This window comes from Ectobacillus sp. OTK (genome assembly GCF_059698935.1).
This window is the reverse complement of record NZ_AP048547.1, coordinates 2,878,657-2,903,560: the sequence shown is the minus strand read 5'-3', so window position 1 is coordinate 2,903,560 and position 24,904 is coordinate 2,878,657. Positions and strand designations below refer to the sequence as shown.

Genomic DNA, 24,904 nt, shown 5'->3' with positions numbered 1-24,904 from the left:
TCCATGTCAGAAAAACATTCTAAAGGTTCTTTAGAGGGCAGACAACAATGCTCAAGTACTTTACCAACTCCGTTTTTTCCTGGCCTTCATTCTAATAGTGTCCTTCCAGAATTATCAAATCGTAACGTAGAGCCAGATATTACAGAAGGCGATGTATTTGCGAAAATACCGGTTGTATTAGGTGAAACAAAAGTACAAATTGATGTAGACACAGTGATCAATTTCCCAGAGCCAGTTTTGGAAATTAAAGAAATTAAAAAGAATTTGAAAATTGTACAATGTCGTTTATTAGTTCCAACTAACAAGCTTTTTATTAAAGGATTTGTACGTAAAAACATTCAATATGCTACTCCGACTATGGGAACAAGCAACTCTGTTTTATCTAATATCCGTTCCTTCACAATTGACATCCCGTTTACTGGTGTAACTGCAATCGACTTCTTAAACTTCCCTAAATTCAAAACAAATCCAGATACACGCAACTTTACATTCTTTAACCAATCACCACTTCCACAAGGATTTTCTCAAAAAGAGCACTTGCTCTCTGGCGACTTCTCTCAATTTGACCAGCTAAGCGGAGAGCACTTTAATGAACTTCCGTTTTGTGAGTTAATCGAAAGCCGCTTCATTGAGTACGATGAAGCATTAGATCGTCAAATGGGCCGTGTTATGAACGCTCGAGGCGAAGTATTAACTTCTCCGTTTGAAGAAGGAACGTTCACTAGAGTAGAAGAAAAAATGGTAATTGAATTAACTGTAAAAGTATTGCAAAATCAACAAGTCAATGTGAAGTCTAAAAAGAGATATTGTTAATCTAATTGAGAAGCCTGCGAATATCACGCAGGCTTTTTATTTAGAATTTCGTGCTATTCATGAAAATCGGTAAAAAGAACATTTCGAACATACTTCAAGTCCACTTCGTACATATTATGTGGTAAATAGATATTGATGATAGCGAGGAAAAAATATGAGGGCACATTATGAATGTATCATTATTGGCGGAGGTATAGCAGGTCTGCAAGCGGCTGTCCAGCTCGGAAGATACAAACACAGCATACTTGTAGTTGATTCCAATGATGGAAGATCTAATCTTTGTAAAGGATATCATAATATATTAGGATGGCCAGATGGTGTGAGCGGAGAAACACTTCGATCTTTAGGAAAAATACACGCTCAGCGTTACCAGGTACAATTTCAAACAGATAAGGTCATACAAATAGGAAAAGAACAAGAACTATATATTTTAACAACGGAATCTGGTACAATATATCGGGCAAAAATTATTTTACTTGCAACAGGTATTATGGATAGGCTTCCAGATATTTTACACATCAAAGATGGGTTAGGGCTGACCGTGTACGTTTGTCCAGATTGCGATGGCTATGAGGTTCAAGATAAGCGTGTACTTGTGCTCGGTGCCGGTAAAACCGGAGCAGAAATGGCACTTGCCCTTACATATTGGACGAAGGACATCGTATACATTAATCATGACAGTACTCCGTTTGAAGATGATGTGCAAGAAAAACTTCGTGTTGCTGAAATTTCTTGCATAGAAGAAAAAATCGAAGAGGTTCTCGTACAAGACGGCTCTTTATTTCAAGGTGTTCGATTGCAAAGCGGAAAGATCGTAAATGGCGAGCGGGCTTTCATTGCGTTTGGCGGCAATCATGTCCGCAGCGAGCTCGCTAATCAACTTGGTGTTTCTTTGTTGCAAAATAAACATATTATAACTGATCCTCGAACAAAAGAAACAAATATTAGGAATATATGGGCAGCTGGTGACGTTGCCGTTCATTCGGAGCAGGTCACAATTGCAATGGGGGAGGGTGCGCAGGCTGCCATTTGGATTCATAAGCGATTGCTCGAAGAAAAAAAGATGTCTTAGTTAGACATCTTTTTTGTTTATTGTAAATATATTATGTAAACATGACATGATAGGTTCGAAATTTGTAGGGTAAAAGCATGCACACTTCTGAAGGGTGTACATGTTTTATGTAGAAATAGGATAGCAGGTGATAATCAGTTGAAGCAGATACCATAACAAAGGATATCTCAAACAGTAATTTTCAACTGCGTTTTCATCATGACACCGATTGTGTAAGCAGATATAATAATAAAGAAACCATACTACATACAGAAAGGGCGTGCGATGTTGAAGAAAATATGCGTGTTTTGCGGTTCTAGTTTCGGCAAAAGCGGCAAGTACATAGATGATGTGAGGCTTCTTGGAAAAACTCTAGCAGCCCGTGACATCGAGCTCATTTATGGGGGAGGAAATGTTGGGTTGATGGGGGAATTGGCCCGATCTGTTTTGGAACAAGGCGGAAAGGTTACCGGTATCATTCCAAAAAAGATTTACGAAAACGTTAACCATATCGAGCTCACAAATTTAATTGTTGTTGAACACATGCATGATAGAAAAGCAAAAATGTATGCGATGGCAGATGCTTTTATCGCGTTGCCTGGAGGAATTGGTACATTAGAGGAACTTGCTGAAGTCATGACATGGCAACAAATCGGTTATCATTCAAAACCGGTTGCTTTGTTCAATATGCACCGATACTATGACAGCTTCATGCAGCTCCTTTTTAATATGGAGGAAGAAGGATTTTTGAAGAAGCAATATATTGAAAATCTGGTCATCGATAGTGACCCGGTCTCGCTTTTGAAGCTGCTAGAAGCAAAAGAAATCTCAAAGCTGAACAAATGGGAGATGAGTGAATAGGCAACACAGCCACTCATATAAAAAGGGAAAATTCCCTTTTATTTTTTATGGATAAGAAAGACAAGATTTGCGTTTAAATGGGAATAAATAAAAAACTCTTCCGTAAATGATATGCGGGAGAGTTTTTTTATTTATTATTATTTATTGCGCGCATTTGAGTACCTGCTTTTCTTTTACTATATGTTTTAACTTGAACATCAGAGTGCTCCATAGTTCATTTTTATAGGTACACAAAACCGCTGGTGTTAAACGAACTGTTAGAAAGAAATGATCCAACTTTCTACGAGCATAGCTTAAAATTTGTTCCTCATAAAACAAAACCTTTTTCTGAATTTTTGTCGCAATCTCATCAAGCAGGCAAAAAATAAAGTCCATTGCTGCAAAATGAAATTCCCCGCAAAACGTTTTAATTTCCATTGCTATCCCCACTCTACAAAAAATAATAAATCGTTTACATTATATTAACATAAAATTAATAATGTTCAACAAATTTCATTTGTGTAAATTTGTATTTATATCACTATACAATGACTTTTTCTGTAGAGATACACAGCTGTAATCGGGTATATGTTTACTAGATTTATAGGCTTTAGTTGAATTTTCGATAAATCAAGACATTTGTTTATAGCAAACATGCTCTAGGGCACGTATATATGCAGTGTAAACAACCCTTATGGATAAAAACAAGGAGGAAATGGTTTTGTCGACAAGTCACCATAATCATGAGTCATTTGGTTCTTATCTTCATTATGATTTTTTGAAATCCTTAATCGGGAGAGAAGTTCAAGTATATAGAAAGGGACCAGATTGCAAAATCGGAAAGCTTCTTGATGCTCACTCCGATTACATTACACTATATGTACAAAAGCCTAGATCTATTGTTTATTATAATATACATCATATCAAAAGTATTACTGAGAATGTAAAAGAAAATTTAAGCTCTTGTTATGAACACAAAGAAGATGATATCCCGTGTGTACAAGCCGATAATTTCCGAGGCTTGCTAAAGCAACTTATCAATCAACATGTTCGTGTAAATCAAGGGCCAGATTCAAGAGCAGGCCGAGTAGTAGATGCTGTTGCGGATTATATTGTTTTGTTCACAGAAGATGATGGATGTGTATTTTTCAATACTACTCACATAAAAAGTATTACCATAGCACCTGACGAAGAAACTGCGGAAGAAAGTATAAAGTTAGATGAAGAGACTATAGAAGAAAGTATGAAGCTGGATGAAGAGACTATAGAAGAAAGCATAAAGTTAGATTATGTAGCAGCTAGCAGCTTTCATAATGTATTTAGCCACATGATTCATAAATGGGTAGCTATTAATGGTAAAGGCCCAGATGCAGTTGAAGGGGTTCTTTCTGAAGGTACAGGAGGACATTATACACTTATTAACAATGACGAGGTACTTCGTATTTATCCTTATCATATTAAAAGTATCAGCTGCGGACCAAAGGGTTCATTTAAGAAAAGAATGGGAAATTATGGGGGGGACACACAAAATTACGAGAACGAAAAAAATCAGGATAACACTACTAGTGAATATGTCCAAAATGAAACAGATAAGCAGGATAGCAACAACGACAACGACAAGTACAACGATAAGTCCAGTGACAAATATAACGACAAATCCAGTGACAAATCCAGCGACAAGTATAACGACAAATCCAGTGATAAATCCAGAGACAAGTATAACGGCAAGTACCGAGACAAATCCAGCGATAAATATAAAAACAATAAAAGCAGCTATGGTTATACACGTGAAACAGTAGTTGAATCTATTGACTATTATTGGAAACAGGGAAAACGTTATTAACAGCAGGCTATAAACACGGCGGTGGATGTGCATGCATTGCATCTCCATCGCTTTTCACAATTTGTTTAGTTTGTTTAGAAGGAAGGAAAGTATGTACCATTTAAAACAACTTGTCGGGAAACAAATTGATTTGGAGATTTCAGGAGGAATAATTTTACAAGGGATTCTAGTAGATTTAGGCTTAGATATCATCGTCCTGTACAATGGGAGGGATTATTTATATATCCCTCATGTGCATATTCAAAATGTAAAGCTTAGTACAGAATTGAATAACGAGCTACAAGGCGTTAAGATAGAAATCCCGTTCCGTGACGATGAAAATGACATTTCTTACCGAAAAACGCTATTAAATGCAAAAGGACGTTTTGTACAAATATATGTAAGCGGAAATAAACCTATTCATGGATATATTACCAACATACTCAATGATTATTTCGTATTTTATTCCCCAATATATAAGACAATGTTTATATCGCTAAATCATTTAAAATGGCTAATCCCATATCGTTCTGATCTTACTCCGTATACATTAGGAAATGAGGCGTTGCCTGTTAAGCCTACAAACTCGCCAATGCAAAGGTCATTGGAGGAACAACTGAAGAAATTCGAAGGAAGCCTCGTTATATTTGACTGTGGGGATCATTTGATGAAAACAGGTCTATTGAAGCAAGTGCAAAATAGCATGGCACAGCTTGTAATGGCAAATGGGGAACTTGTTTATTGGAAAATTTCTCATGTTAAGTCTGTTTATTTTCCATAACTATTCAATGGGTTATGTTTTGATTTGGAGACAAGCGAAATTCTGCTTCTTATGTTTTTATTTTACCGTTGCGATCACAAATAAAAAACACCGTTCCTCATAAACAGGAACGGTGTTTTTATTTTAATTTTCTGCTTCTAGCGGTTTAAAAATATAAAAGGTGTCCTAACATTTAGTTATTGAATTTTCTTGACCCGCCCTTCAATTGGAGAAGTAAATGGCTGCTTCAGCTGCTTCAAATAATTTTCAAACACATCGATGTCAACCGGACCGTCCACCTTGTCTGTTCCTTCAAGTAAAACGGTGAAATCGTCACCACCGTTAGCCAGGTAGCTGTTTACTGTAACAGTGTATTTTGCTTTAGGGTCAATAGGGATCCCATCAGTGCGGAAGATATCAATGACTTTGTTTCCAAGACCTCTAGTTCCGTCCCAGGTGTATTTCAAACCGGAAATTTGCAGCATACGAACTATTCCCTGCTGCTGCCATTGCTGATTCAAGAGGCGGCGAATTTGGTCGCCGGTCAAAGTCAATTTGACGAGGTTTTCTTTAAACGGTTGAATGGTAAACAACTCTCCCCAGGTGACTTCTCCAGCTTCGATGTCGTTGCGGATTCCACTAGGATTCATAAAAGCAAAGTCAGAATTCATGGCTGTTCGTTGAGAATCGGCAATCAGATTTCCCAAAGCGGACTCACCGTTTTTGTTCCGAACGCTGGTAACGTCGGTTGCAGCCGTTCCAACGACTTTATTAACGATGGAAGCGACTTTAGCTTCGTACTTTTTCATCATTTCCTTGATTTCCTCATCCGGTTTGATAGCGTCCTGATAGACGGTCACAATTTCAGCTTTTTTGGTCACGATATCTTTAGTGATCGGATCAATCTCTAGGTCGACATCGGAGAAAGCTGTTGCGTAAGAATAAGCTTCAACAAGCAGCTTTCCATCTACTTTCGTGTTAAGATACGTGTGGGTATGACCGGCAAACATCACGTCTACTTCATCGTCTACCTTTTTGGCCATATCAATGATTTCTCCTGTAGCGGCACCATCCGGGGTAGACTGGCTGCCGCCATTGTGTGCAAGTATGACAATAGCTTTAACGCCTTGTTTTTTGAGTTCTGTAACCGCTTTATTAATGGCTTGCACTTCATCTGTGAACTTGACTCCCGTTAATGTACTTGGAGACACAATCTTGGGTGTATCGCTCAATACAACACCGATAAATCCGATAGGTATGTCATTAAACTTTTTAATTTCAAAGGGAGGGAGAATCGGCTTACCAGTCTTTTCATCAATTACATTCGCACATATATAAGGGAATCGAGCACCTTCAAAGTACCCTGTCTTCGGATTGGTCCCGCCGTAGATCAGCCGCATCATTTCTTTTACCCCCCGATCGAATTCGTGATTCCCTAATGTTCCTAAATTAAAGCCCATTTTGTTCAACACCTCAATCGTCGGTTCCTCCTCCAGAAGCGAAGATACAGGTGCGCTGCCACCAACCATGTCACCAGCATGGACCAAAAGGGTGTTTTTGTTTTCCTCTTTCCTTTGTTTCAAATAGGCAGCGAGATATTCCACTTTGCCTATATACCTTCCGTTAAATTTGCGGGTCATTTCCAATTGTCCATGTAAATCGTTAATGCCGAGTAATTGCACTTGAATGAAACGGTTCTTATCATTCTCGATGTTTTTGGGTACGCCTGTCGTTTTAGAATTCCCGAAGGCCAAAATAAAACCCGCAGATAATGTGGTCGTAAGAACAAAAGCAGGGATTGCTTTTTTCAATGCGTTCCAATTCAAAGTTTCTCTCACTCAGTTCTCTCCTCCCAAACTTCTATTAGGTTACTACTTTAGCATAAGGAGGGATTGTTAAAATTAGTTAATATTTCCATAAATATTAAGTTAAATATATAATTTATCAGCGATAATTTTTAGGTAAAAACACGCGTCACAAACCAATACGTTCCAGCAAATCCTACAAGGATGGAACCGATCCGTACGGCTCTTGGCCACCAATGGGTGTTTTCCAGGTTCCCCAATATAGGATAGATGCAAAGCACAATGAGTAATTGCCCCAATTCAACCCCAAGGTTGAATGTAAGCAGCGCAGGGAGCTCGTGACTTTTAGGTAAATCAATTTCCTGCAGCGCTCCGGCAAAACCAAATCCGTGAATCAATCCAAAGGCAAACGCTAAAGCCCAGCGGTGCTGATGATCCTTTGACCAAAGATTTTCCAGCGCCACGTAACAGATGGTTAGAGCAATCGTTGCTTCAATAAAACGGGAAGGCAGGGACACTATGTCAAAAGCTGCTAGCATGAACGTGATGCTGTGCGCAAAAGTAAAGGACGTGACAACGGCCGCTATACTTCGAAATTTCATTTTTACCAATAAAAGGGCAAGCAAAAACAAAATATGGTCGTACCCAGTTAATATGTGTTCAAGTCCAAGCTGAATAAACTGCCGAGCCACGTCAAAAAATCCTGGGGCTTGCCCAAATGTCCCTGTCCATAAATTTTTATCCTTAGAAAATATATATTCGAACGATTGTCCGTCTAACGATTGAAAAGCGGCTACATTTGTATGCTTGTTTTCGGACCGTTCAAAAAACAAATTATAAAGGATTGATACTGTCCCGAGCTTTGAAGAATCCTTAAATAATAAATCTATCTGAATCATTGCTAGTTGGGGGACCGATTGATCTACATGGGTCATAGGTAAAACGCGGCCGTTATTTTTCACTATCAAGCCTTTTTCAATGTAGGGACGGATCACTTTGTCGTAGGCGTTTTTCAATTCACCTTGATCGACTATCTCATCATGATTGGTATCCACACCTGGGAATTCGGTGATGGATAATGAATCGATAAGGAGGGTGATTTTTACTTTATCTCCGTCCGATGCGATTTTAGCAAAGCCGTAGCTTCCGGCATGTGCGAACGCCTTATAGGTATTGGAGGATAAACCGAACAATCCTAGAAAAGTGATAATCGAAATGAGAAGTAAATATGTTCTTTTCAATGTGCTCTCCCCTAAGATTTATTGAATAAATAAATTTAAATATTAAAATGTCATCAGTGTAAGAAAGGTTTAATCGAGAAGAAAAGAATATTATTTATGCTGGAAAATAGGTTTCAATGGTTCAAAATTGATTTGTTCGATAGGAGCATTATCGCTCATGGTTTCCATTTTGCTAATCAAGGCACAAGTCTTCGACAATCTATTTTAATCAGCACGAAAAAAACATATGATACTGTTAACAAAATAATGTTAGGATGATCATATTTCCACTTGAACAAATTTTGCTTTTCCATACTGATCACACCTCTTTTTTAGAGTAATAGTATCGGTATGTCCGAGCTTTAGAGATTAGTTACAAATGTTTTTGGGGTTTTGCACCAGAACTGTTTATAGCACTCAGTTTTATTCTTTTCTCCACTTAATAATTTACATATCTTCTATTTGAACTTCATAGAATATCAAGACCCACTTTATTAACAAAATATGTGAGAGTATTAGAGAGGTTAAAGACGATTGAACGAATGGAATCTTTAACCGAAATATCAAAATATCACCAATCGAAATGTTAGTTACCAGTTGCATTATGACAGACAGGAAATCTGGACTTTCATTTCAGGTAAAGGGGAGGTTGTTTTAAACGATCAGTTACTACCGATCAAGGCTGGTGATGTTATTCAAATTCCAATTGGTACCAAACATGGTGTAAAGGCTATAATCCCGCTTGAAATTATTGAGGTACAACTGGGATCCAGACTTGTAGAAGAGGATATCCTACGGATTACCTGCTCCTGGGAAGAAGCGATACAATGCTGTAAATAAGGTGGAGATATCAATGATCTCAATTATATGCTGTACGATAAGAGAGCATTTTATGGAAAATGTATTTAAAAACTATAACAATCAAGTTTGGAAAGATAAAGAACTCATTATTATTTTAAACCAGGATGATTTAAATATAAGCAAATGGAAATCGAATGCAAGAAATTATAAAAATGTTTCTGTTTATCAATTACCAGAAGTATGGACCTTGGGAGAATGTCTTAATTTTGCCATACAAAAAACGAAGTACGATTATATTGCAAAATTCGATGATGACGATTATTATGCACCTAATTACCTCGAACACTCAATAGAAGCTTTAAAAAAGACGAAGGCAGATGTAGTTGGTAAAAGAACAGTCTACATGTACTTTGAAGATGAAAAAATACTTGCCATAAATAAGCCTGGTAAAGAAAATATGTTGGTAAGACAAGGATTAAAGGGAGCTACACTGGTCTTTAAGAAAAAAATTTGTGAAAAAGTAATATTTCCTAAATTAAATCTTGGGGAAGACACCATTTTTTTAAGGCAGTGTATAAAAAATAATTTTAAATTATATTCCACAGATAAAAGGAATTATGTATGCTTAAGAACTTCGAAATTAGGACATCATACGTGGAATGTTAGTAATATGATCCTCTTGAGAAAATCTTCTTTTGTTTGCAAAACGGACGACTACAAGCCGCTCATTCTAGATTAGATTGTATGCCTAACGATTAACATAAGGAGGGGAAACTATGGAAGACTATCAAGTTGTATGGAGAGGTCCCGTAAAGGATGCAACAGGATACGGGATAGCAAGCAGAGAATATGCATTGGCCTTAAAGCGGCAAGGCGTTGATGTCAAAATTGAAACATATACATGGGGATTTCCTTTTACAATTCATGAAAAGGCAAAAGAGGAAAGATTAAATCAATTAATTGAAAAATCTTATTCAAAGAATAAACAAAAGATATTAATCTATCACTCTCCTCCAGGAAATATTGACGTAAAAGAAATAGAAAAATTTGATCGAAGCATTTTAAATACAGCTTGGGAAACCACAAAAATACCCGATTATTGGCTCCCAATCATCAACAAATTTGATGCGGTTTGCGTTCCGAGCACTCAAAATATTGAAGCGATGCTCAACAGCGGTGTTCATGTTCCAATTTTCTTGGCACCTCATGGAGCGGATACAAATACGTTTCATCCCAATAATTCGAAACTCATTTTTAGCGAAGCTAAAGGGAAATTTGTATTTGTATCCGTTTTTGATTTTCAGCATCGAAAAAATCCTGAAGCATTATTACGGGCTTACTGGGAAGAGTTCACTGCTAATGATAATGTACTGTTGGTGATCAAAACTTATGGTAACTCACGTAAAAAAATAAAAAATGCGATAATGACATATAAAAAAAGACTTGGCTTTGGTAATCATACAGCCCCATTTATTGTTATTACTGGTATATGCAATGAAGAGCAATTAAAAGGGATCTATACATTAGGAAATGCATTTGTTCTTCCCACAAGAGGAGAGGGAGTAGGGCTGCCAATGATAGAAGCATTATCTAGCGGTACACCTGTAATCGCAACAGGATGGGGTGGACAGATGGATTATTTAAATGCACAAAACTCATTTCTAATCAATTATGAGCTTAGTAACCCAGTGAAAAGCATGGATAGTGAAAATGCAATTTCGACCATTTACCGAGACTTGTTTGAAGATGCAGGACAACTCTGGGCTGAAGTGGATCTGAATCATCTAAAAAAACAAATGAGGTATGCCTATAATAACCCGGTTCTCTGCAAACAGAAAGGAGAACGAGGTAGAAAGGATATGCTCAAAATGACTTGGGATCGGTCTGGTTTATTATTGAAACAAGCTGTTGAGAGAATAATGGGTTATTGATCTATGATTTGTTCAATTTCAGTATGCATACTTTTAGCTATGTTACTCCATGAATAATGTTTATTAATATATTTTTGTCCGTTTAAAGAAATTTCCTTTAATAATTTTATATCACGGCAATATTGATTGATTTTATCAGAGAAATTTTCTTTTTCAGCATGGATGTAGTGTTTTTTATCAATAAGATTTAACCCTCTTATACCACACTGAGTCGAGAACAAAGGTATTCCCGCCGACAAAAATTCCAGAGTTTTCAGGTTTACACCTGCACCTGTAAACATCGGATTTATCGCCACATCTGCATCTGCTAATAGTTTTAATTTAGTTTTGTTATGAACTCTTCCTAATAATTTAACATTTGATTTATTAAACTTTAAATAAGGATTACAGCATCCGCCTGCTATAACGAATTCTACTTCTGGACATCTATCCGCAAGATGATGAATGATATATTGAACTGATTCAATGTTCGGAGGGTATTCCGCTCCAATGAAAAAAGCTATTGGCTTTACATTGGATTCTTTTTTATGTGGAAGCCACTCATCAGGTTGTATGCCATTTGGAGCTAACTTCACTTTATTTGGGCTCTTGTTGTACATGGAAATAAAATGATCTCTTTCAATTTCAGATGTTGAAAAAACCAAATCCGCGTATTTAACTAATTTCTTCTCAAGTTCATAAATGACGGGAAGATAATTTCTAGCCTTTTGGCTCTTCCAAATTTGATCTGCTAGCATGTATTCGTGGTTATGGCTGTTATATATCCTTGGTTTATGATCCAAACCAAAAAACTGATCATATCCAAGTAAAAAGGGAGATTCATGAATAATGAGATCACTTGTCTGATATAGAGTATCAAAATGTTTTTTATATAGTGTAGGATGTTTGGAAAGTTCGATATTTATAATTAATGCAAACTCATAAGTTAATTCATTATTTTGCAGATCTTGAATGATCTGTTTGTACAAAGGATCTTTTTTGACTTTATATTCCCTAAATGTGGATGAATAATTAAAAAGCCCTCCTTTGTGCTTATAAGTTTGGGATAAGAGTGTAATATCATAATATTGGCTGAGTTTATGATAGATATGGAAATACCTTAAAGTACCTCCGCTTGTTGGAGGATAAACAATCGGAAAATGATTAAGAACAAGAATTTTCTTCATCTTCCTTCTCTCCTAGGAGAACCATTTGTAACAACGCTGCGGAAAACATGCAGGGTTTCTTGAGCGCATTTTTCCCATGAGAAAATTTTCGCCTGCTCTTTTCCTTTTTTAATTAGAACTTTCCTTGTCTTAAAATCCATTAGTTTTAACATTTTTGAAGCTATGTCTTCAGGGTCGTCAGGGTTAAACTGCAAAGCAGCGTCCGCCACAATCTCAGGTATGCTTCCCCTATTTGAGCAAACAATCGGACACTTTGCTTTCATCGCTTCCACTAAAGGGATGCCGAATCCCTCATATAAAGAAGGAAACACCATAAAGGAGGAATTGAAATAAAGATATGGCATTTCTTCTGAAGGGATATATCCCAATATATTCACTTGATTTTCTAAAGCGTAATCTTTAATAAAATTTAAAACAGACTGATAAATCATATTCTCTTTATGTGTAAAGCCTGTAAGAACAAGGGGAACTTGCGTTTTATAGTTGTCTCGTAGCAAAACAATAGCTTTAAGAAGATTGAGATGATTTTTATGCGGATTATAGCTGGCTGGATAGATAGCATATGCATCCTGTAAATTATATTTGTTTTTGATTTTTACTTTGAGATCCTCGTCAGGAAAATTATAAAATACCATTGGTACGTCAAGATAAATGGCGTGAATTTTTACTTCTGGGATGTGAAGGTGCTTTGTAATTGCTTTTTTAGAAAACTCGGAAACGGTGAGGACTGCATCGAAGGAAGGGGAAAAATGTTGATAATATTGATTGTTTCCTTCTAATTCCCCAGGTACAAAATGGGGATAACTTGCGTGTAGAACATCATGAATCGTTACTACAGTTGGAATCGGAATATTTGGAATATATGACCTGTGTAAAGGCGAAAACCATAGGTCTAATCGATAATCATCTATATTTTTATATAAAGATTGTTTAATTTTATGTTCCTTTATCATAACCTTTTTAATACGTGTTTGAAAATCAGGAAATATATCCCTGTGTGGTCTTGTGAGAAATAGAAATAGCTGTAATGTCTCTTCGTTATTGACTAAATGCCAAATTAAATTTTTTACGTATTGTTCAACTCCGCCAAATCTGTCCTGTGAAAGATTTAACAGATTTACCCCGATTCTCATATATCTCCTCCTCAGTTCACGATCTTCTAGCCCATTCGTAAAAAAGATATCCAATAGGATTATATTCCAACTAACTTGACTCTATAGTTAAAAAAACATCGAACTGGAACTTTTTGTAATAGAACACGATTGCATCTAATATGTTGAAATGTAAAGAAAGAGAAATAAATGATGGAGCTAAAGGAGTGTGTCAAATGAGTGATAAGTTCCATGATGATCGCGATAAACATAACAAGGTAATGATTATAACTGGTCCGTTTCTTATTCCGTCTAACTTGACTCTATAGTTAAAAAAACATCGAACTGGAACTTTTTTGTAATAGAACACGATTGCATCTAATATGTTGAAATGTAAAGAAAGAGAAATAAATGATGGAGCTAAAGGAGTGTGTCAAATGAGTGATAAGTTCCATGATGATTACGATAAACATAACAAGGTAATGATCACAACTGGTCCGTTTCTTATTCCGTTGGAAGTCGATTCGGAACTGCAAGGGGGTCGGGACAATGACAGAGTGATTATTATTCTAAAAAACCCGACTAACAAAGAACTAAAAGTAAAAGTCAAATTAGGTGTATGTCTAGCGCCTAGAAAAAGCGCTAGTGGTCCCTTAAATGTATATAGGAATATCAAAGAAATAGAAGGTGATTTTAGTACGTTTCGATTAGAGCCACACACCTGTACAAGAATAGAAAGAAATATTCCTGGGGAATTTGGAACAGGGGTAGATGAAAGGAATAGCGTTTATCGTGTAACAGCATATGGGGATTTCAATGTCTGTTCTCGTACGAATCAAGTACTTTCCGGACTTGCAGAAATATCTGTCACTGGTGGCAGTGTGTTTAATTTTGAGGAGCCAGGTCTTGAACAGGCGGATGCTACGTTATTCTTCCGCTTTAAAGATTTCGTCCCCGTCGTATGAGAGGTATTGCCACGCGCCCCAAATAGGGACGGTCTAAAGTCAGCAATTGAACGACGAGGCGCAAATAACCTCTAAAAAGGAAACGGAATAAAATTTGGTCGAAAAAACCGAGATGAATGACACGTTTCTATCCATCTAGCAAGAATGGAAACAACATAAGATAATGGCTGTAGAAGCTATGATACGTCTTGGAAATAAAGTTGAATCATTTATAAAAATCATTGGTTTTCTCTTAAGATAAAAATGCTAATTTAGCGCATAATTGAGTGTAAGAAAGGAAAAGAAATCAGTAATCTTGAAGCAGCTAAAAAGCTGCTTTTTTTGTTGAATCCTTCGTCATTATATAAGATCGACGAGAAGGAAATAGTTGCCGACAATGATATCTAAAGATGAGTTTGTACAAAAATATATCAATATGTATATTATTGCAGCTTTGTTTCATCGTAATATAAATTTAACAGGCAACATTATTTTATTGTAGTATAATATTTATGCATAGTTATTAATAATAAGATAAAAAGGAGCGAGTACATTGAATACAGAAAAAGTCGCAATGATGGATTTACATGTTGAGGATGCTGAGTTACTCAAGGTACTGGCTCACCCAGTACGACTTGGATTAGTGGAATTTATGTTAAATCAAGGTCCTACAAATGTAACTACACTGTATGAGGAGTTTGAAATGCCGCAAAGCACCATCAGTCAACACTTAGCAAAGATGAGAACAGCTAAGGTCATTGCGGGAACACGAAAAGGCTTAGAGATTTTTTATGAAGTGAAAGATAAGCGTGTTAAAGCTATCCTTCAAGCAATGGCGGCATAACATTGTAGGGATTGCTAACAAAAACTGGATTTAGAGAAGAACCGGACGTGAGATGCTCCGGTTTTTTTGTATTTGTAGTGATTGGAAAATATTTTATATTAATGAAGAAACTCATTTATAGAATATCAAATCATGATTGTTGTTATGCATGCCATTAAGTTAAGAATAAAGGATGCCCCCAAAACAATATCGTTTTTGGGGCATTATTTCTTTGTTTTGAAGGCCATTTGCACTAGGAGTAACAGACAGTTACTCCTCTATTACTTCATACTCATCATCTTCTAAAAGTAAAATTTGTTTTCGTCTTTCTTTTTGTGATATGTCAATTACATCGTATGCTCCTAATGCTCGCAATTTCTTGCTTGAAACATTCACCATTGCTTCTACAGAAGAAAGTAAAATATCCTCATCATCGAATGCACCAGGTAAATTCATTTCATCTGTCTCAAATACACAAGTATAGTATGTATTTAACAGTTCCTTATTAGGATTTTGTTCTTCTACATCAATAAATCGTTTTACTTCTGATATGTATTCTTCTTTTGGCTGATATACACGTAATGTTGCCATTCTTATTTCTCCTTTATTTTATTAGTCAAGCATTTATTATACATTCTTTAGTATACATACGCCAAGAAGGAGTACTTATAATCCATACCGTACAGCTATTAGTACCTTTTGAAGGATAAATCCAACCATTAACCCTGGAAGTGTACAAATCATTGGAAACCATACTGGTCCTAGCTGATGATCGAATAGATGTGCATGTGGTGAAAGCATGATTCCAGTTGTCACAGTATAAGCAGCAAACCCAAACGGTAAAAAAGAGTAGAGAGGAGTCTCACCCGCTGCATTCTTATATGCATCATACATCGAAAAAAAATATACACAGGGATAGAACATAAGCCATTGAAAATCTGTAACTTTTAGTGCTGCATCAATTTCACCAAGAAAGCTATATTGAATTGCTCTGTTAAACTGACTTTGGGAATTAATTAAAAATTCCAGCAATAGAAATACAACTCCTTTGAACGGTTGGCTGTTCAGGAATTGACCAAATCCCGGGAAAGCAACACTCCAAATAATCGCTTCTAACTTTGCATGTCTATTCAAAAAAATCCCCACTTTTACATTCTTCTATCTTTATATATAGTATGTACTTTTTGAACTGTAATTAGAACGCATAAGAAAATGAAATACGATAAAACCACTTTCTTAGCAGGAAAGCAGCTTGTTTTCTGTCTCAAGGCTTTCTCCTTTGGTTTTTGCCATTAAAAGGTTAGAATATAGGATAGAAAAAGCGAATTATCTGTTCTATTCTTTTTCGAGAGGAGAAGTTAAGGTTGAGACTAAAAAGAAAAAGAGTATATGTACTGACCGCTTTGCTTTTACTTATAGCTTTCACTTGGTATTATTTTCTCCCGATCGATAGAGGGCAATATAAGACAATATCTAATATTACATATGGAGGAAATGGACAAGCTCTAGATCTGTATACTCCTAAAGGAACAAATATACCGGTAATCCTCTACGTGCACGGAGGCGGATGGTCAAGAGGCGATAAAGGCAATGTATCGGCTAAACCTACATTTTTCGCTCAAAATGGTTATGCGTTCATATCTGTGAACTATCGTCTGCATCCGCAAGCATCATACGAAGAGATGGCTCTGGATGTTGCAGCATCCCTTCGTTGGGTATACAAAAATGCTCATAAATATAATCTAGATCAAGAACGGATTAACTTAATGGGGCATTCCGCCGGAGGTCATCTTATTATGCTTATCGGTATGAATCCTAAGTATTTACAAGCAAGCGGCTTACCAGCAGATGTTATTCGCTCGCTTGTAGATTTAGATGGGCCTGTTGATCTCGAATCCTTCATACAAAGACTCCCATCCTACAAAAAAGTATTTGGAGAGAACAAAGAAGAATGGGCTATTGCCTCCCCAGTCACATACGCAGGACACCAACAGCTCCCGCCCGCTTTTTTTGTCACACGTGAGCAAAACACCTCGACTCTTCGATTTATTGACATTCTAAAGCAGAACCAAAATGAAGCATCGTTCTATGGATATAGGAGTATTTCTCATAGTGATGTAACAAAGCTGATTGGAGTTTCTTCTGCAGGAACTGAAGCAAGGGAGATAACTAATGCTGTGCTTACCTTTTTAAATGAACATAATAAATAAGTAAATGGCAAAAGAGATGCTAATCAAAGCATCTCTTTTATTTAAGGTCGTAATGCTTTATATGACTCATAATAATGGATTCCGTTCCCTTTAAAGTAGATGTATTTTTTAAAGTATTGATTTACTTTATCTAACTCTACATTCATAGCTTGCTCACTTTTGCCATAGAAGGTCACCTTTTCGCCTTCCTTCGATTGCATCGTTTCCACCGCAAGAATAACTGGAGTTTTATTTGCATTAGCCAGTTTAATTTCAGATTTTGCAACTGAAATTATCCCGTCATGACCGTCCGCTTTGTTGCGATATGCCATTACAACAATGTGATCAAAACGATGTATCATCCATTCACTTAACGTTTTAGCAAATGGATATGTAATTGGATGTTGTAACGGAAGTGTATCAAGCCAGAAGGGGATGACCGCACTCACAAGAAGTCCATTTTTTTTGGCCTCGGTAACGATTGTATTAGATACCTCAATCCATTCCTTTACTACTGTATTCCTATTAGTGTTCCATTGTGGAAGCATGTATGGTTCTATATCAACCTGCAAGCCGTCAAACTTATACCGAGGTGCAGTTTGATTATGGCTGGCGACCCATTTTACAAACTGCAATGGCTGCGAAACATTAGCTTTTAATCCCCATTTGGGATTTCCATCAAGAGCAAATACACGAATACCGTCTTGGTGTGCTTGTTGAATAAATGCACTATAGCATTTAGCTGTTAGATTTGTGTCAATTTGTACATAGACTTCCTTTATTCTTTTCTGTGAGGCAAACAAAAAGAATTCCTTCGGCACGCAAAGAGTAGTTGCATCCCAAATCCATGTTGCCTTTATCGGAGCGGATGCTAATGGTTTGTTTGTCATTGTTAGCTGGGAAGCGGTCCATACTATCATAACCATAAGATATCCGATTTTCCCCATACTAACTCCCTCATTTTATTTAATCTAAGTATACTTCTTAATACTATAAGCAGACACCTTTATTGTGTCTATAAAAATCTTTAATGTTTTGTATACATTGAAAGAGAGCTTTGCGGCTCTCCTTCAGTGTAGATAACGTCCTTTCTCTGGCAACGCAATTTCATCAAAGTGTTCCGCAAGTTGATGCAATTCATGTAATAACTCTTTCCCCATTAAAGGGAGCCCGTGCCCTGTAATAGCTACAGCGGGTTTTAAAGCCGCAAGATGCCATACCGACTCTCGGGCGGCTTCCCAATCCGTTGTGAAGTACTTTGGAGGGCCGCTGACTTCTTGCTTTTGGGTGATAACCTTGTACAAGGATTCTTGTTTAACAGTTACAAATGCATCTCCTGCAATAAGCGCTCGATCCTTGTCACGAAATAGAGACACATGTCCTGGTGTATGTCCGCCTGTATGAATCCAACGCCAATCAGGCATCTCCCGTATAGTACCGTCAGCTGGAAGTGATTGAACACGGCTTCCAACATCAATCCCATGGTTCGGAAACATCGGTGATATTTTAGCGATTAAACCTTCATCTACAGTTGGATCAGCAGGAGGATAATTTTCTTTCCCGGTTACATACGGTAATTCTAACCTGTGCGCATAAATAGGAGCATTCCAAGCTTCAGATAATTCTATAAGTGAACCAACATGATCAAAATGACCATGTGTAAGGACGATAGCTTTTGCTTTACAATTTTGTCCGAATCGCTCTTTTGCAGTGTCCATGATAACATCGGCACATTTGGGCATTCCGGCATCTACTAGAACAAATTCATTTGTTTCCTTTGGATTCCCAATGAAGCATACATTTACAATTTTTATAGGTAAACAAAATAAATCAGGTAGAACCTCCAGACCAACTCCACTTGTTATAGTCGTCATCGGTGGAATAAAATCACCTGCAAACATATTCTCATGTGTAGGATTCATTCTCTAATACCCTTTCTTATGTAAGTTGTAGTTCTTGTTATTTATTGTTTGTATCTATGTGTGTCATAATACTTATATGATTGAAACGAAAAAAGAGCCTCTAAAAAAGCTTATTATATCAAGGTTTTCAGAGGTTTTTTAAAGCGGTCTACGGATTAGCAACTAATTACATCAGGTGTATCTGTCATTTTAGGATAAACTAACAGAAACTAACTTTATGGCTTTAGGAGTGATCATATGTTGCTAAAGGGGAACATTATTTCCGGAGAGTTTGATGAAGTCCTAAATGAATTTTCTTTACAGGAAGTAAAACATTTCACGGTAGAATCTACTATCAAGGAAAGTCAGATAAAAATACTTTGCGATTTTTTAAAGAAGCACCAAAATGACATAGATGGCCAAATCATCACTTTATATGATCAGATGCCTGTACGTTTGAGTCAAGAGGAAGTAAACCTTTTGGTAAGCGACCTTGAAAAAATTCAGTCCATGTACCACTAATAAAAGGTAAATTATTATAGTTATTATGAGGAAAGGCATAAACGAATATAGTCCGGCTAGAAAACTAGCGGGTAAGTCATTGAAAAATAGTTTGCCCAAAGATATAATCAAGATACATATTGGTCATGCTAAATAACACCAAGAGATGCATAAGATAACATATAGTGCATTTAAAAATATAAGGTGGTGTGGCATATGGCTGATTTTGAGGGGGAAGAGATTATGAAAGCTGAAGTAAAACCAATTCAACCTATTAATATTGAATTTGAAAATCACATAGAGCTGCAAAAGTTTGTGAATTGGGCTAGCGGCCGAGAAAAAACACAAGCGACTCAAAATGTAAGAAATAAATTTGCTGCATATATTGAGAAGAAAAAAAGAGGCTAGGTTAGTAAATGAGTTCACTTTTAAAAATCGAATCTCTACGAGAAGAGCACATGGAGGCAATTCAAAATTTTGTATGTGAAGATGAACCGGATGTTGAAGAGTTTCTAAAGGAGAAGGCTATGATTTATCATCTTAGCAACATGGCGCGAACCCGATTATTTTTTGATGAAGATCATAATCTAATCGGGTATTTTTCTATATTCAATGACCATGTCCTTGTAGGGAAATCTAAAAGAAAAAAAGAAAATATAACTTCTCCTGCTGGAGAAAGCTATTTTCCGGCAATTCGTTTGCATTATTTAGGTGTCGATAGCCGATATCGAAAGAGAGCCTATGGCGAACAGATTTTAATGTCTGTTTTTGAGCATTGTTACAAGATATCATTGATTACTGGGTGTAATTTAATTACTGTACAAGCCTTAAAAAATGCTGTTAGTTTTTATATTAAGTATGATTTTACGATCTGGAAACGTGAATCATCAAAGTATGTTGATCTATTTTTTAGTATACAGAATCTTGAAGGAATTCTACACGAGGATAACGAAAGGGAATTTTTAAACACTTTTGTTTAAGGCCCTTTTTTGTTTTAAGGAGTAAAACAAGCCTTTAGTGTACATTAGTCTTGTTGATACGGCAGCGGAGCAGCTGTGAAAAGAAGTGCGCTTTCATCTATTTTAAAAAGAAGGGGATGTTTATAGAACATAGGTATTGTAATCAGTCTTTTACTGGTCCAGTCTATCTAGAAATTTTTATATAAAACAAGGGTGGGATTTAAAATGAAAATCCGAATTATTACAGATAGTGCTTCAGACCTGCCAAAAGAATTAATAGACAAATATGATATTGGTTTTATTCCTCTTCGTGTTTACAATCATAATACAGAGTATTTGGACGGTGTGACATTAGCTCCTAGCACATTATTTCAGAACATGAGAGAGGGAACTATATATAAAACATCTTTACCTTCTTATGAATCAATATATGACGTCTTTGCTGGCTGCGCTAGCCAAAAGGTTCCTTGTATATATATAGCGTTTTCTTCAGAATTATCCGGTACATATCAAACATCGCTGTTAGTAAAGGAAGAATTACGAGAAAAATACTCTGATTTTGATTTAGAAATTATTGATACAAAATGCGCTTCCCTTGGACAAGGATTGATTGTCTTACAAGCAGCTGAAATGGCTCGTAACGGAGCCGCCAAAGAAGATATCGTAAAGAAGATCCATTTTTCACGTACGCATATGGAGCATATTTTCACGGTAGGGGATCTAGATTACCTTGTTCGCGGCGGGCGGGTAAGCCGTGTGGCGGGCTTTATTGGCGGAATGCTGAATATTAAACCTATTCTTCATATGGAAGAGGGAAAGCTAACCCCAATTGAGAAGATACGGGGACGAAAAAAAGTTCTTCATCGTATGTTAGAAATAATGAGAGAGCGAGGAACAAGTTGGGATAACCAGATCATCGGCATTAGCCATGGTGATGATAAAGAAGGTGCAGCTGCATTACAAGAAATGATTGCTGAAACATTTGGCTGTAAGGTCTTTGTTACCAATATAATCGGTGCTGCCATAGGAGCTCACGCCGGACCAGGAACATTGGCCGTATTTTTTTGAATAGAGCATAACGAAAAAAGAGAGAGGATCCTCTCTCTTTTTATGGGAGGTTTCCGCTGCCCGTCTTCACTTTTTCTTTCACAGTTCCAATAAACTTTGATATATGCTGCTCCTTCTCAAGCCATTGTGTAAATTCGTTTAAAAATTCTTCTTCAGTTAAATGTGTATACACGGTTCCCTCGATTGTAAGCTCGAGGCGTTGCACTGGCTTGGCGCGATGAACAGCAACGCGCTGCATAATTTTATCATATCGATCCATTATTTCGATTAGTGATTCTCGATCCTTATCTTGCTTTCCCATCAACTCAGCCCCCTCTTCTTATCATTTTAACAGAAGACTGCCATTAATCGTCAAAAAACTGAAAGGATTTCATAATTATTCCTCCTACTATATCCCATAATTATGCTTCGGTTGGGGGAATCGTCGCTTTTTATAGCATGCATGACACATGCCATAGGGATAATCCAACGCCATTGGTTTTTTACAAGAGCTGCATGTTTTCGTGTGCGAGCGAAGATTTGTTTTTAAATAGGATTGGATTTGTTGTGATACAGTCTGTCTTTGACGCTCCCAAATATATGCATCTCTCCGCATTCCAAGAGAATATAAAAATAATAAATGCAGGCCTATTTTTTTGTAATTTTGTTCAAAGTGCTCCAAGGTTGTTCCTGATAAATCCGGCTCCGGTATTTCTAAATCATTTACGATTGCAGTAAGCACAAGCTTCCATTGGTTCCGCAAATCTTTTTCGTAATGGGAGAACGGCATGGACAAATAACGATACAACTCAGGGAGACTAAGTCGATCTACAATGACTGTATTCTTTACCTCTTCGTACAATTCTTTTTCCTGTGTTAAATCGGATTTCATCATTCCTGTTGGCGGCTTATAATTCTCCCATATTTCAAAAAACTTGGTTAAATCATGAGAAACAGCCGCATACTCTTTTAACATTCTTACGGTAGGCTTGATCGTAAAGGATTCAATAGGTTTGTCCTTAGATGTAAGAGCATTTCGAATTAATCCTACGTTTTCAGATGCCGCCACAAAACCAGTGTCGTACATTCCTTTTCGACCAGCGCGGCCGCCAATTTGCTTAATCTCCTGCGATGTTAGGTTACGCCGCATGGTTCCATCAAATTTTGTGGTTTCAAGAAAGACAACGCGTCGAATCGGTAAATTTAATCCCATACCAATCGCATCTGTACTTACCACGATCTCCGTGTTTCCAGACAAGAAATCCGCCATTTGTGCTTGTCGCGTTTCAGGCGGCATACTCCCGTAGATTACACTAACCCGATGACCTTGTTGTTCGAGCGCGGCGGCTGTTTGTAATACGCGGCTGCGGGAAAATACAACCAGCGCATCTCCAGCCCGGGCTTTTTTTAGCTGAAATGGTATTGTCTCTGTAACAAGTGGTACTGATTGAGAATATGTAAGGATTTTTACTTGTTTTCCGTCTAAGAGATGAAGCAGAACATCTAAGGCATGCGGAGCAAGGATAATATGGACTTCATCAGCTTTTGTTTTCGTAATAGACCGATACCATGAAAAGCCGCGTTCGCGATCAGCAATCATTTGGGCTTCGTCAATTACTGCAACTTCATATGTCTGCTCTAAATTTGCAACCTCAATTGTGCATGATGTAATAGTTGCTCCGTTTGTGTATCGTTCTTCTTCACCTGTTTTCAAATGGCAAGGTGCTCCGTCTTCATTTAATGTCTGATACACTTCTAATGCTAGTAGACGAAGAGGGGCCATATAGATACCGGTTTCTGCACGCTTTAGCCTTTGCAGTGCATGATATGTTTTACCTGAGTTGGTTGGTCCTACGTGCAATACATACAAGGTTTGTTCAGCCGTTTTTGTGAAGGAAAACTCATCGTGAAACAATGATTCCATCAGCAACTGCTCCTGTTTCCGTCTTTTCTCAATCGCAGCTGCTTTTCTTTGATAAGCCTCCCATAACTTTTGTCCACGTTCTGTATGAAGGGCAATCTGAATAAGGTTCTCTGTGTTCTCTTGTTCCAGTCTTTCGATAAACCCGCTTGCTATTTCAGTAATTTTTACATGTATATCGTGCAGATCCTCTAACATAAACAGTTTAGATTCGGCAGCTTCTGATTCATTAACATGATGATAAAAGAGATATAACTCCTGGTATTCTGTTTTTATATCTGGATTTAACGAATCAGAAATCCTTTGAGAAAGACTTGTATAAAGAAAAGATTCCAGCATATCTCCATAACGGTCATAGTAGGTAGCATGTTGCAGCTCTCCCCATTGCCAGCTAGCTGCTTCGCCTGTATATTCTTCTAGAAATTCTCCGAATAACGGGTAATCCTGTAGAAAAAATGGGTCTCCTTTTTTTAAAGGGGCATAGTAGGATGAACGATTCGAAGGAGGGAGACGTTTTACGCGCTTGCTAATATCCCGTACAAAAGCGAGTGCAATATACTCCTTTGCCTGTTCGTAGAAGTTTTGCTGCAGCTGTTCTAATAGACCTGCAGCATTTTCTGCCAGTTCCTCCCGAATCTGCTGATAGCGGAATTTTTTCTTTTGGCGCTCATACTCATTTCTTGCTTGCTCCCGAAGCTGCTCCCAATTTACCTCCTGTACAAAAGTAGAAATCCACTCGTCTATATCCCAATGCAGCAATTGCTTTAGTAATTGAATGAACTTGTCCTGTTGCTGTGACTTTGTAGAAATTTCATTCTTCTCATACAACTGTTCTAATGCTTCGTATCGTTCCTCTCTTGAAAAACGTTGTAATGCTGTATGCTTCCAAATTCCGTTCCAAATTTTCTCTATACTATCTTTTTTAGCAGTAACATATTGTTCAGTCGTATAAAGTTCATTTTCCCCTTCCATTTGTCTTAGTAATACCTGTGTAAAATGGTGCTGCACTTGTTTGAAAGCTTGTTCAGCCCAGTTCGGATACAGTTGCTTTACCTTTTCAACGGTTCGATGATGGATATGCATGAAAATCTCCTTTCATACGTTTTTTTTAGTATGCGATGAATACGTCTATTGCATGAAGAATATTGCAGAGGGAGAGGGGAAGATAAAACCCTGTTAAATTGTACCATAGTATCTACATATATGTAGGGTCCTATTTTCTGAAAGTACACAGCTTTTTCTTCCGCTTCTGGTATAAAAAAAGTAAAATATAGACATGAAACAAAAGATATATTTTGTTTCATTATGAAAATGATATG

At 37.1% G+C, this 24,904-nt stretch carries 26 protein-coding genes; 15 read left to right on the top strand and 11 right to left on the bottom strand.

Going from position 1 to position 24,904, the window contains the following annotated elements; all coding sequences use genetic code 11:
• Positions 1-3 precede the first annotated feature (3 nt).
• The 3 genes from AC6HZ4_RS14600 to AC6HZ4_RS14590 all read left to right on the top strand — a co-directional run bounded on the left by AC6HZ4_RS14600 (position 4) and on the right by AC6HZ4_RS14590 (position 2,725).
• The gene (locus AC6HZ4_RS14600) at positions 4-813 is read left to right on the top strand and encodes a CsxC family protein (protein WP_497490304.1); all 810 of its coding nucleotides are present in this window, start codon (positions 4-6) and stop codon (positions 811-813) included.
• Positions 814-967: 154 nt separating this feature from the next.
• Entirely contained in the window at positions 968-1,885 is a 918-nt protein-coding gene (locus AC6HZ4_RS14595; protein WP_497490303.1) for an NAD(P)/FAD-dependent oxidoreductase, read from the top strand.
• Between the two features lie 264 nt (positions 1,886-2,149).
• A complete protein-coding gene (locus AC6HZ4_RS14590; RefSeq protein ID WP_497490302.1) occupies positions 2,150-2,725 on the top strand; it encodes an LOG family protein in 576 nt (191 codons plus the stop codon).
• Between the two features lie 141 nt (positions 2,726-2,866).
• On the opposite strand, the gene AC6HZ4_RS14585 is transcribed toward AC6HZ4_RS14590, so the two are convergent.
• Complete coding sequence (locus tag AC6HZ4_RS14585) at positions 2,867-3,142, bottom strand: hypothetical protein (RefSeq protein ID WP_497490301.1); 276 nt, start codon at positions 3,140-3,142, stop codon at positions 2,867-2,869.
• A gap of 283 nt (positions 3,143-3,425) precedes the next feature.
• Here AC6HZ4_RS14585 and AC6HZ4_RS14580 point away from each other — a divergent pair, with 283 nt between their 5' ends.
• Both AC6HZ4_RS14580 and AC6HZ4_RS14575 read left to right on the top strand, forming a co-directional pair.
• Positions 3,426-4,547: a hypothetical protein gene (locus AC6HZ4_RS14580; protein ID WP_497490300.1), complete on the top strand. Its 1,122-nt coding sequence runs from the start codon at positions 3,426-3,428 to the stop codon at positions 4,545-4,547.
• A gap of 91 nt (positions 4,548-4,638) precedes the next feature.
• Positions 4,639-5,307 (top strand): YwrJ family protein, encoded by a 669-nt coding sequence (locus tag AC6HZ4_RS14575; RefSeq protein ID WP_497490299.1) that lies wholly within the window; start codon positions 4,639-4,641, stop codon positions 5,305-5,307.
• Positions 5,308-5,483: 176 nt separating this feature from the next.
• On the opposite strand, the gene AC6HZ4_RS14570 is transcribed toward AC6HZ4_RS14575, so the two are convergent.
• Positions 5,484-7,124, bottom strand: a complete 1,641-nt coding sequence (locus AC6HZ4_RS14570) for a bifunctional metallophosphatase/5'-nucleotidase (RefSeq protein ID WP_497490298.1) — start codon at positions 7,122-7,124, stop codon at positions 5,484-5,486.
• 119 nt (positions 7,125-7,243) lie between these two features.
• On the bottom strand, positions 7,244-8,332 hold the full coding sequence (locus AC6HZ4_RS14565; protein ID WP_497490297.1) for a HupE/UreJ family protein: 1,089 nt from the start codon (positions 8,330-8,332) through the stop codon (positions 7,244-7,246).
• A 549-nt stretch (positions 8,333-8,881) separates the two neighbouring features.
• Between AC6HZ4_RS14565 and AC6HZ4_RS14560 the strand changes: the two genes are divergently transcribed.
• From AC6HZ4_RS14560 to AC6HZ4_RS14550, 3 genes are read left to right on the top strand one after another with little or no spacing between them, the layout of a single operon-like run.
• Positions 8,882-9,151 (top strand): phosphomannose isomerase type II C-terminal cupin domain, encoded by a 270-nt coding sequence (locus AC6HZ4_RS14560; RefSeq protein WP_497495721.1) that lies wholly within the window; start codon positions 8,882-8,884, stop codon positions 9,149-9,151.
• A 13-nt stretch (positions 9,152-9,164) separates the two neighbouring features.
• A complete protein-coding gene (locus AC6HZ4_RS14555; RefSeq protein WP_497490296.1) occupies positions 9,165-9,851 on the top strand; it encodes a glycosyltransferase family 2 protein in 687 nt (228 codons plus the stop codon).
• A gap of 37 nt (positions 9,852-9,888) precedes the next feature.
• Entirely contained in the window at positions 9,889-11,043 is a 1,155-nt protein-coding gene (locus tag AC6HZ4_RS14550; RefSeq protein WP_497490295.1) for a glycosyltransferase family 4 protein, read from the top strand.
• On the opposite strand, the gene AC6HZ4_RS14545 is transcribed toward AC6HZ4_RS14550, so the two are convergent.
• Entirely contained in the window at positions 11,037-12,209 is a 1,173-nt protein-coding gene (locus AC6HZ4_RS14545; protein WP_497490294.1) for a glycosyltransferase family 4 protein, read from the bottom strand. The two genes, AC6HZ4_RS14550 and AC6HZ4_RS14545, sit on opposite strands and share 7 nt — an antisense overlap.
• Entirely contained in the window at positions 12,206-13,342 is a 1,137-nt protein-coding gene (locus AC6HZ4_RS14540) for a glycosyltransferase family 4 protein (protein WP_497490293.1), read from the bottom strand. The genes AC6HZ4_RS14545 and AC6HZ4_RS14540 overlap by 4 nt, the downstream gene beginning before the upstream one ends.
• 395 nt (positions 13,343-13,737) lie before the next feature.
• On the opposite strand from AC6HZ4_RS14540, the gene AC6HZ4_RS14535 reads away from it, so the two are divergent.
• Entirely contained in the window at positions 13,738-14,265 is a 528-nt protein-coding gene (locus AC6HZ4_RS14535) for a hypothetical protein (protein WP_497490292.1), read from the top strand.
• A 553-nt stretch (positions 14,266-14,818) separates the two neighbouring features.
• Positions 14,819-15,088 carry an ArsR/SmtB family transcription factor gene (locus tag AC6HZ4_RS14530; protein ID WP_497495720.1) on the top strand — a complete coding sequence of 90 codons (270 nt, stop codon included), beginning with the start codon at positions 14,819-14,821 and terminating at the stop codon, positions 15,086-15,088.
• A gap of 249 nt (positions 15,089-15,337) precedes the next feature.
• On the opposite strand, the gene AC6HZ4_RS14525 is transcribed toward AC6HZ4_RS14530, so the two are convergent.
• The gene (locus AC6HZ4_RS14525; protein WP_497490291.1) at positions 15,338-15,658 is read right to left on the bottom strand and encodes a hypothetical protein; all 321 of its coding nucleotides are present in this window, start codon (positions 15,656-15,658) and stop codon (positions 15,338-15,340) included.
• Between the two features lie 75 nt (positions 15,659-15,733).
• Positions 15,734-16,201, bottom strand: coding sequence for a hypothetical protein (locus AC6HZ4_RS14520; protein WP_497490290.1), 468 nt, complete (start codon positions 16,199-16,201; stop codon positions 15,734-15,736).
• 230 nt (positions 16,202-16,431) lie between these two features.
• Here AC6HZ4_RS14520 and AC6HZ4_RS14515 point away from each other — a divergent pair, with 230 nt between their 5' ends.
• A complete protein-coding gene (locus AC6HZ4_RS14515) occupies positions 16,432-17,277 on the top strand; it encodes an alpha/beta hydrolase (protein WP_497490289.1) in 846 nt (281 codons plus the stop codon).
• Between the two features lie 41 nt (positions 17,278-17,318).
• On the opposite strand, the gene AC6HZ4_RS14510 is transcribed toward AC6HZ4_RS14515, so the two are convergent.
• The gene (locus AC6HZ4_RS14510) at positions 17,319-18,203 is read right to left on the bottom strand and encodes a hypothetical protein (RefSeq protein ID WP_497490287.1); all 885 of its coding nucleotides are present in this window, start codon (positions 18,201-18,203) and stop codon (positions 17,319-17,321) included.
• 123 nt (positions 18,204-18,326) lie between these two features.
• Positions 18,327-19,178 (bottom strand): MBL fold metallo-hydrolase, encoded by an 852-nt coding sequence (locus tag AC6HZ4_RS14505; RefSeq protein ID WP_497490286.1) that lies wholly within the window; start codon positions 19,176-19,178, stop codon positions 18,327-18,329.
• A 237-nt stretch (positions 19,179-19,415) separates the two neighbouring features.
• Here AC6HZ4_RS14505 and AC6HZ4_RS14500 point away from each other — a divergent pair, with 237 nt between their 5' ends.
• The 4 genes from AC6HZ4_RS14500 to AC6HZ4_RS14485 all read left to right on the top strand — a co-directional run bounded on the left by AC6HZ4_RS14500 (position 19,416) and on the right by AC6HZ4_RS14485 (position 21,685).
• Positions 19,416-19,679, top strand: a complete 264-nt coding sequence (locus tag AC6HZ4_RS14500) for a hypothetical protein (RefSeq protein WP_497490285.1) — start codon at positions 19,416-19,418, stop codon at positions 19,677-19,679.
• Positions 19,680-19,874: 195 nt separating this feature from the next.
• Positions 19,875-20,066: a hypothetical protein gene (locus AC6HZ4_RS14495; RefSeq protein WP_497490284.1), complete on the top strand. Its 192-nt coding sequence runs from the start codon at positions 19,875-19,877 to the stop codon at positions 20,064-20,066.
• A gap of 50 nt (positions 20,067-20,116) precedes the next feature.
• The gene (locus AC6HZ4_RS14490) at positions 20,117-20,638 is read left to right on the top strand and encodes a GNAT family N-acetyltransferase (RefSeq protein WP_497490283.1); all 522 of its coding nucleotides are present in this window, start codon (positions 20,117-20,119) and stop codon (positions 20,636-20,638) included.
• Between the two features lie 204 nt (positions 20,639-20,842).
• Positions 20,843-21,685 carry a DegV family protein gene (locus AC6HZ4_RS14485; protein ID WP_497490282.1) on the top strand — a complete coding sequence of 281 codons (843 nt, stop codon included), beginning with the start codon at positions 20,843-20,845 and terminating at the stop codon, positions 21,683-21,685.
• 40 nt (positions 21,686-21,725) lie between these two features.
• Here AC6HZ4_RS14485 and AC6HZ4_RS14480 read toward each other — a convergent pair whose 3' ends face one another.
• Both AC6HZ4_RS14480 and AC6HZ4_RS14475 read right to left on the bottom strand, forming a co-directional pair.
• A complete protein-coding gene (locus AC6HZ4_RS14480) occupies positions 21,726-21,986 on the bottom strand; it encodes a hypothetical protein (RefSeq protein WP_497490280.1) in 261 nt (86 codons plus the stop codon).
• 87 nt (positions 21,987-22,073) lie between these two features.
• Entirely contained in the window at positions 22,074-24,668 is a 2,595-nt protein-coding gene (locus AC6HZ4_RS14475) for a helicase-related protein (protein WP_497490279.1), read from the bottom strand.
• Positions 24,669-24,904: the final 236 nt, after the last annotated feature.

Excerpts from the sequence above, each read along its gene's own strand:
- AC6HZ4_RS14525 (WP_497490291.1), bottom strand. The coding sequence starts at position 15,658 with ATGGCAACATTACGTGTATATCAGCCAAAAGAAGAATACATATCAGAA.
- AC6HZ4_RS14540 (WP_497490293.1), bottom strand. The coding sequence starts at position 13,342 with ATGAGAATCGGGGTAAATCTGTTAAATCTTTCACAGGACAGATTTGGC.
- AC6HZ4_RS14495 (WP_497490284.1), top strand. The coding sequence starts at position 19,875 with ATGGCTGATTTTGAGGGGGAAGAGATTATGAAAGCTGAAGTAAAACCA.
- AC6HZ4_RS14555 (WP_497490296.1), top strand. The coding sequence starts at position 9,165 with ATGATCTCAATTATATGCTGTACGATAAGAGAGCATTTTATGGAAAAT.
- AC6HZ4_RS14590 (WP_497490302.1), top strand. The coding sequence starts at position 2,150 with ATGTTGAAGAAAATATGCGTGTTTTGCGGTTCTAGTTTCGGCAAAAGC.
- AC6HZ4_RS14575 (WP_497490299.1), top strand. The coding sequence starts at position 4,639 with ATGTACCATTTAAAACAACTTGTCGGGAAACAAATTGATTTGGAGATT.
- AC6HZ4_RS14585 (WP_497490301.1), bottom strand. The coding sequence starts at position 3,142 with ATGGAAATTAAAACGTTTTGCGGGGAATTTCATTTTGCAGCAATGGAC.
- AC6HZ4_RS14595 (WP_497490303.1), top strand. The coding sequence starts at position 968 with ATGAGGGCACATTATGAATGTATCATTATTGGCGGAGGTATAGCAGGT.
- AC6HZ4_RS14505 (WP_497490286.1), bottom strand. The coding sequence starts at position 19,178 with ATGAATCCTACACATGAGAATATGTTTGCAGGTGATTTTATTCCACCG.
- AC6HZ4_RS14490 (WP_497490283.1), top strand. The coding sequence starts at position 20,117 with ATGGAGGCAATTCAAAATTTTGTATGTGAAGATGAACCGGATGTTGAA.
- AC6HZ4_RS14545 (WP_497490294.1), bottom strand. The coding sequence starts at position 12,209 with ATGAAGAAAATTCTTGTTCTTAATCATTTTCCGATTGTTTATCCTCCA.
- AC6HZ4_RS14500 (WP_497490285.1), top strand. The coding sequence starts at position 19,416 with ATGTTGCTAAAGGGGAACATTATTTCCGGAGAGTTTGATGAAGTCCTA.
- AC6HZ4_RS14475 (WP_497490279.1), bottom strand. The coding sequence starts at position 24,668 with ATGCATATCCATCATCGAACCGTTGAAAAGGTAAAGCAACTGTATCCG.
- AC6HZ4_RS14485 (WP_497490282.1), top strand. The coding sequence starts at position 20,843 with ATGAAAATCCGAATTATTACAGATAGTGCTTCAGACCTGCCAAAAGAA.
- AC6HZ4_RS14550 (WP_497490295.1), top strand. The coding sequence starts at position 9,889 with ATGGAAGACTATCAAGTTGTATGGAGAGGTCCCGTAAAGGATGCAACA.
- AC6HZ4_RS14600 (WP_497490304.1), top strand. The coding sequence starts at position 4 with ATGTCAGAAAAACATTCTAAAGGTTCTTTAGAGGGCAGACAACAATGC.
- AC6HZ4_RS14535 (WP_497490292.1), top strand. The coding sequence starts at position 13,738 with ATGAGTGATAAGTTCCATGATGATTACGATAAACATAACAAGGTAATG.
- AC6HZ4_RS14530 (WP_497495720.1), top strand. The coding sequence starts at position 14,819 with ATGATGGATTTACATGTTGAGGATGCTGAGTTACTCAAGGTACTGGCT.
- AC6HZ4_RS14480 (WP_497490280.1), bottom strand. The coding sequence starts at position 21,986 with ATGGGAAAGCAAGATAAGGATCGAGAATCACTAATCGAAATAATGGAT.
- AC6HZ4_RS14510 (WP_497490287.1), bottom strand. The coding sequence starts at position 18,203 with ATGGGGAAAATCGGATATCTTATGGTTATGATAGTATGGACCGCTTCC.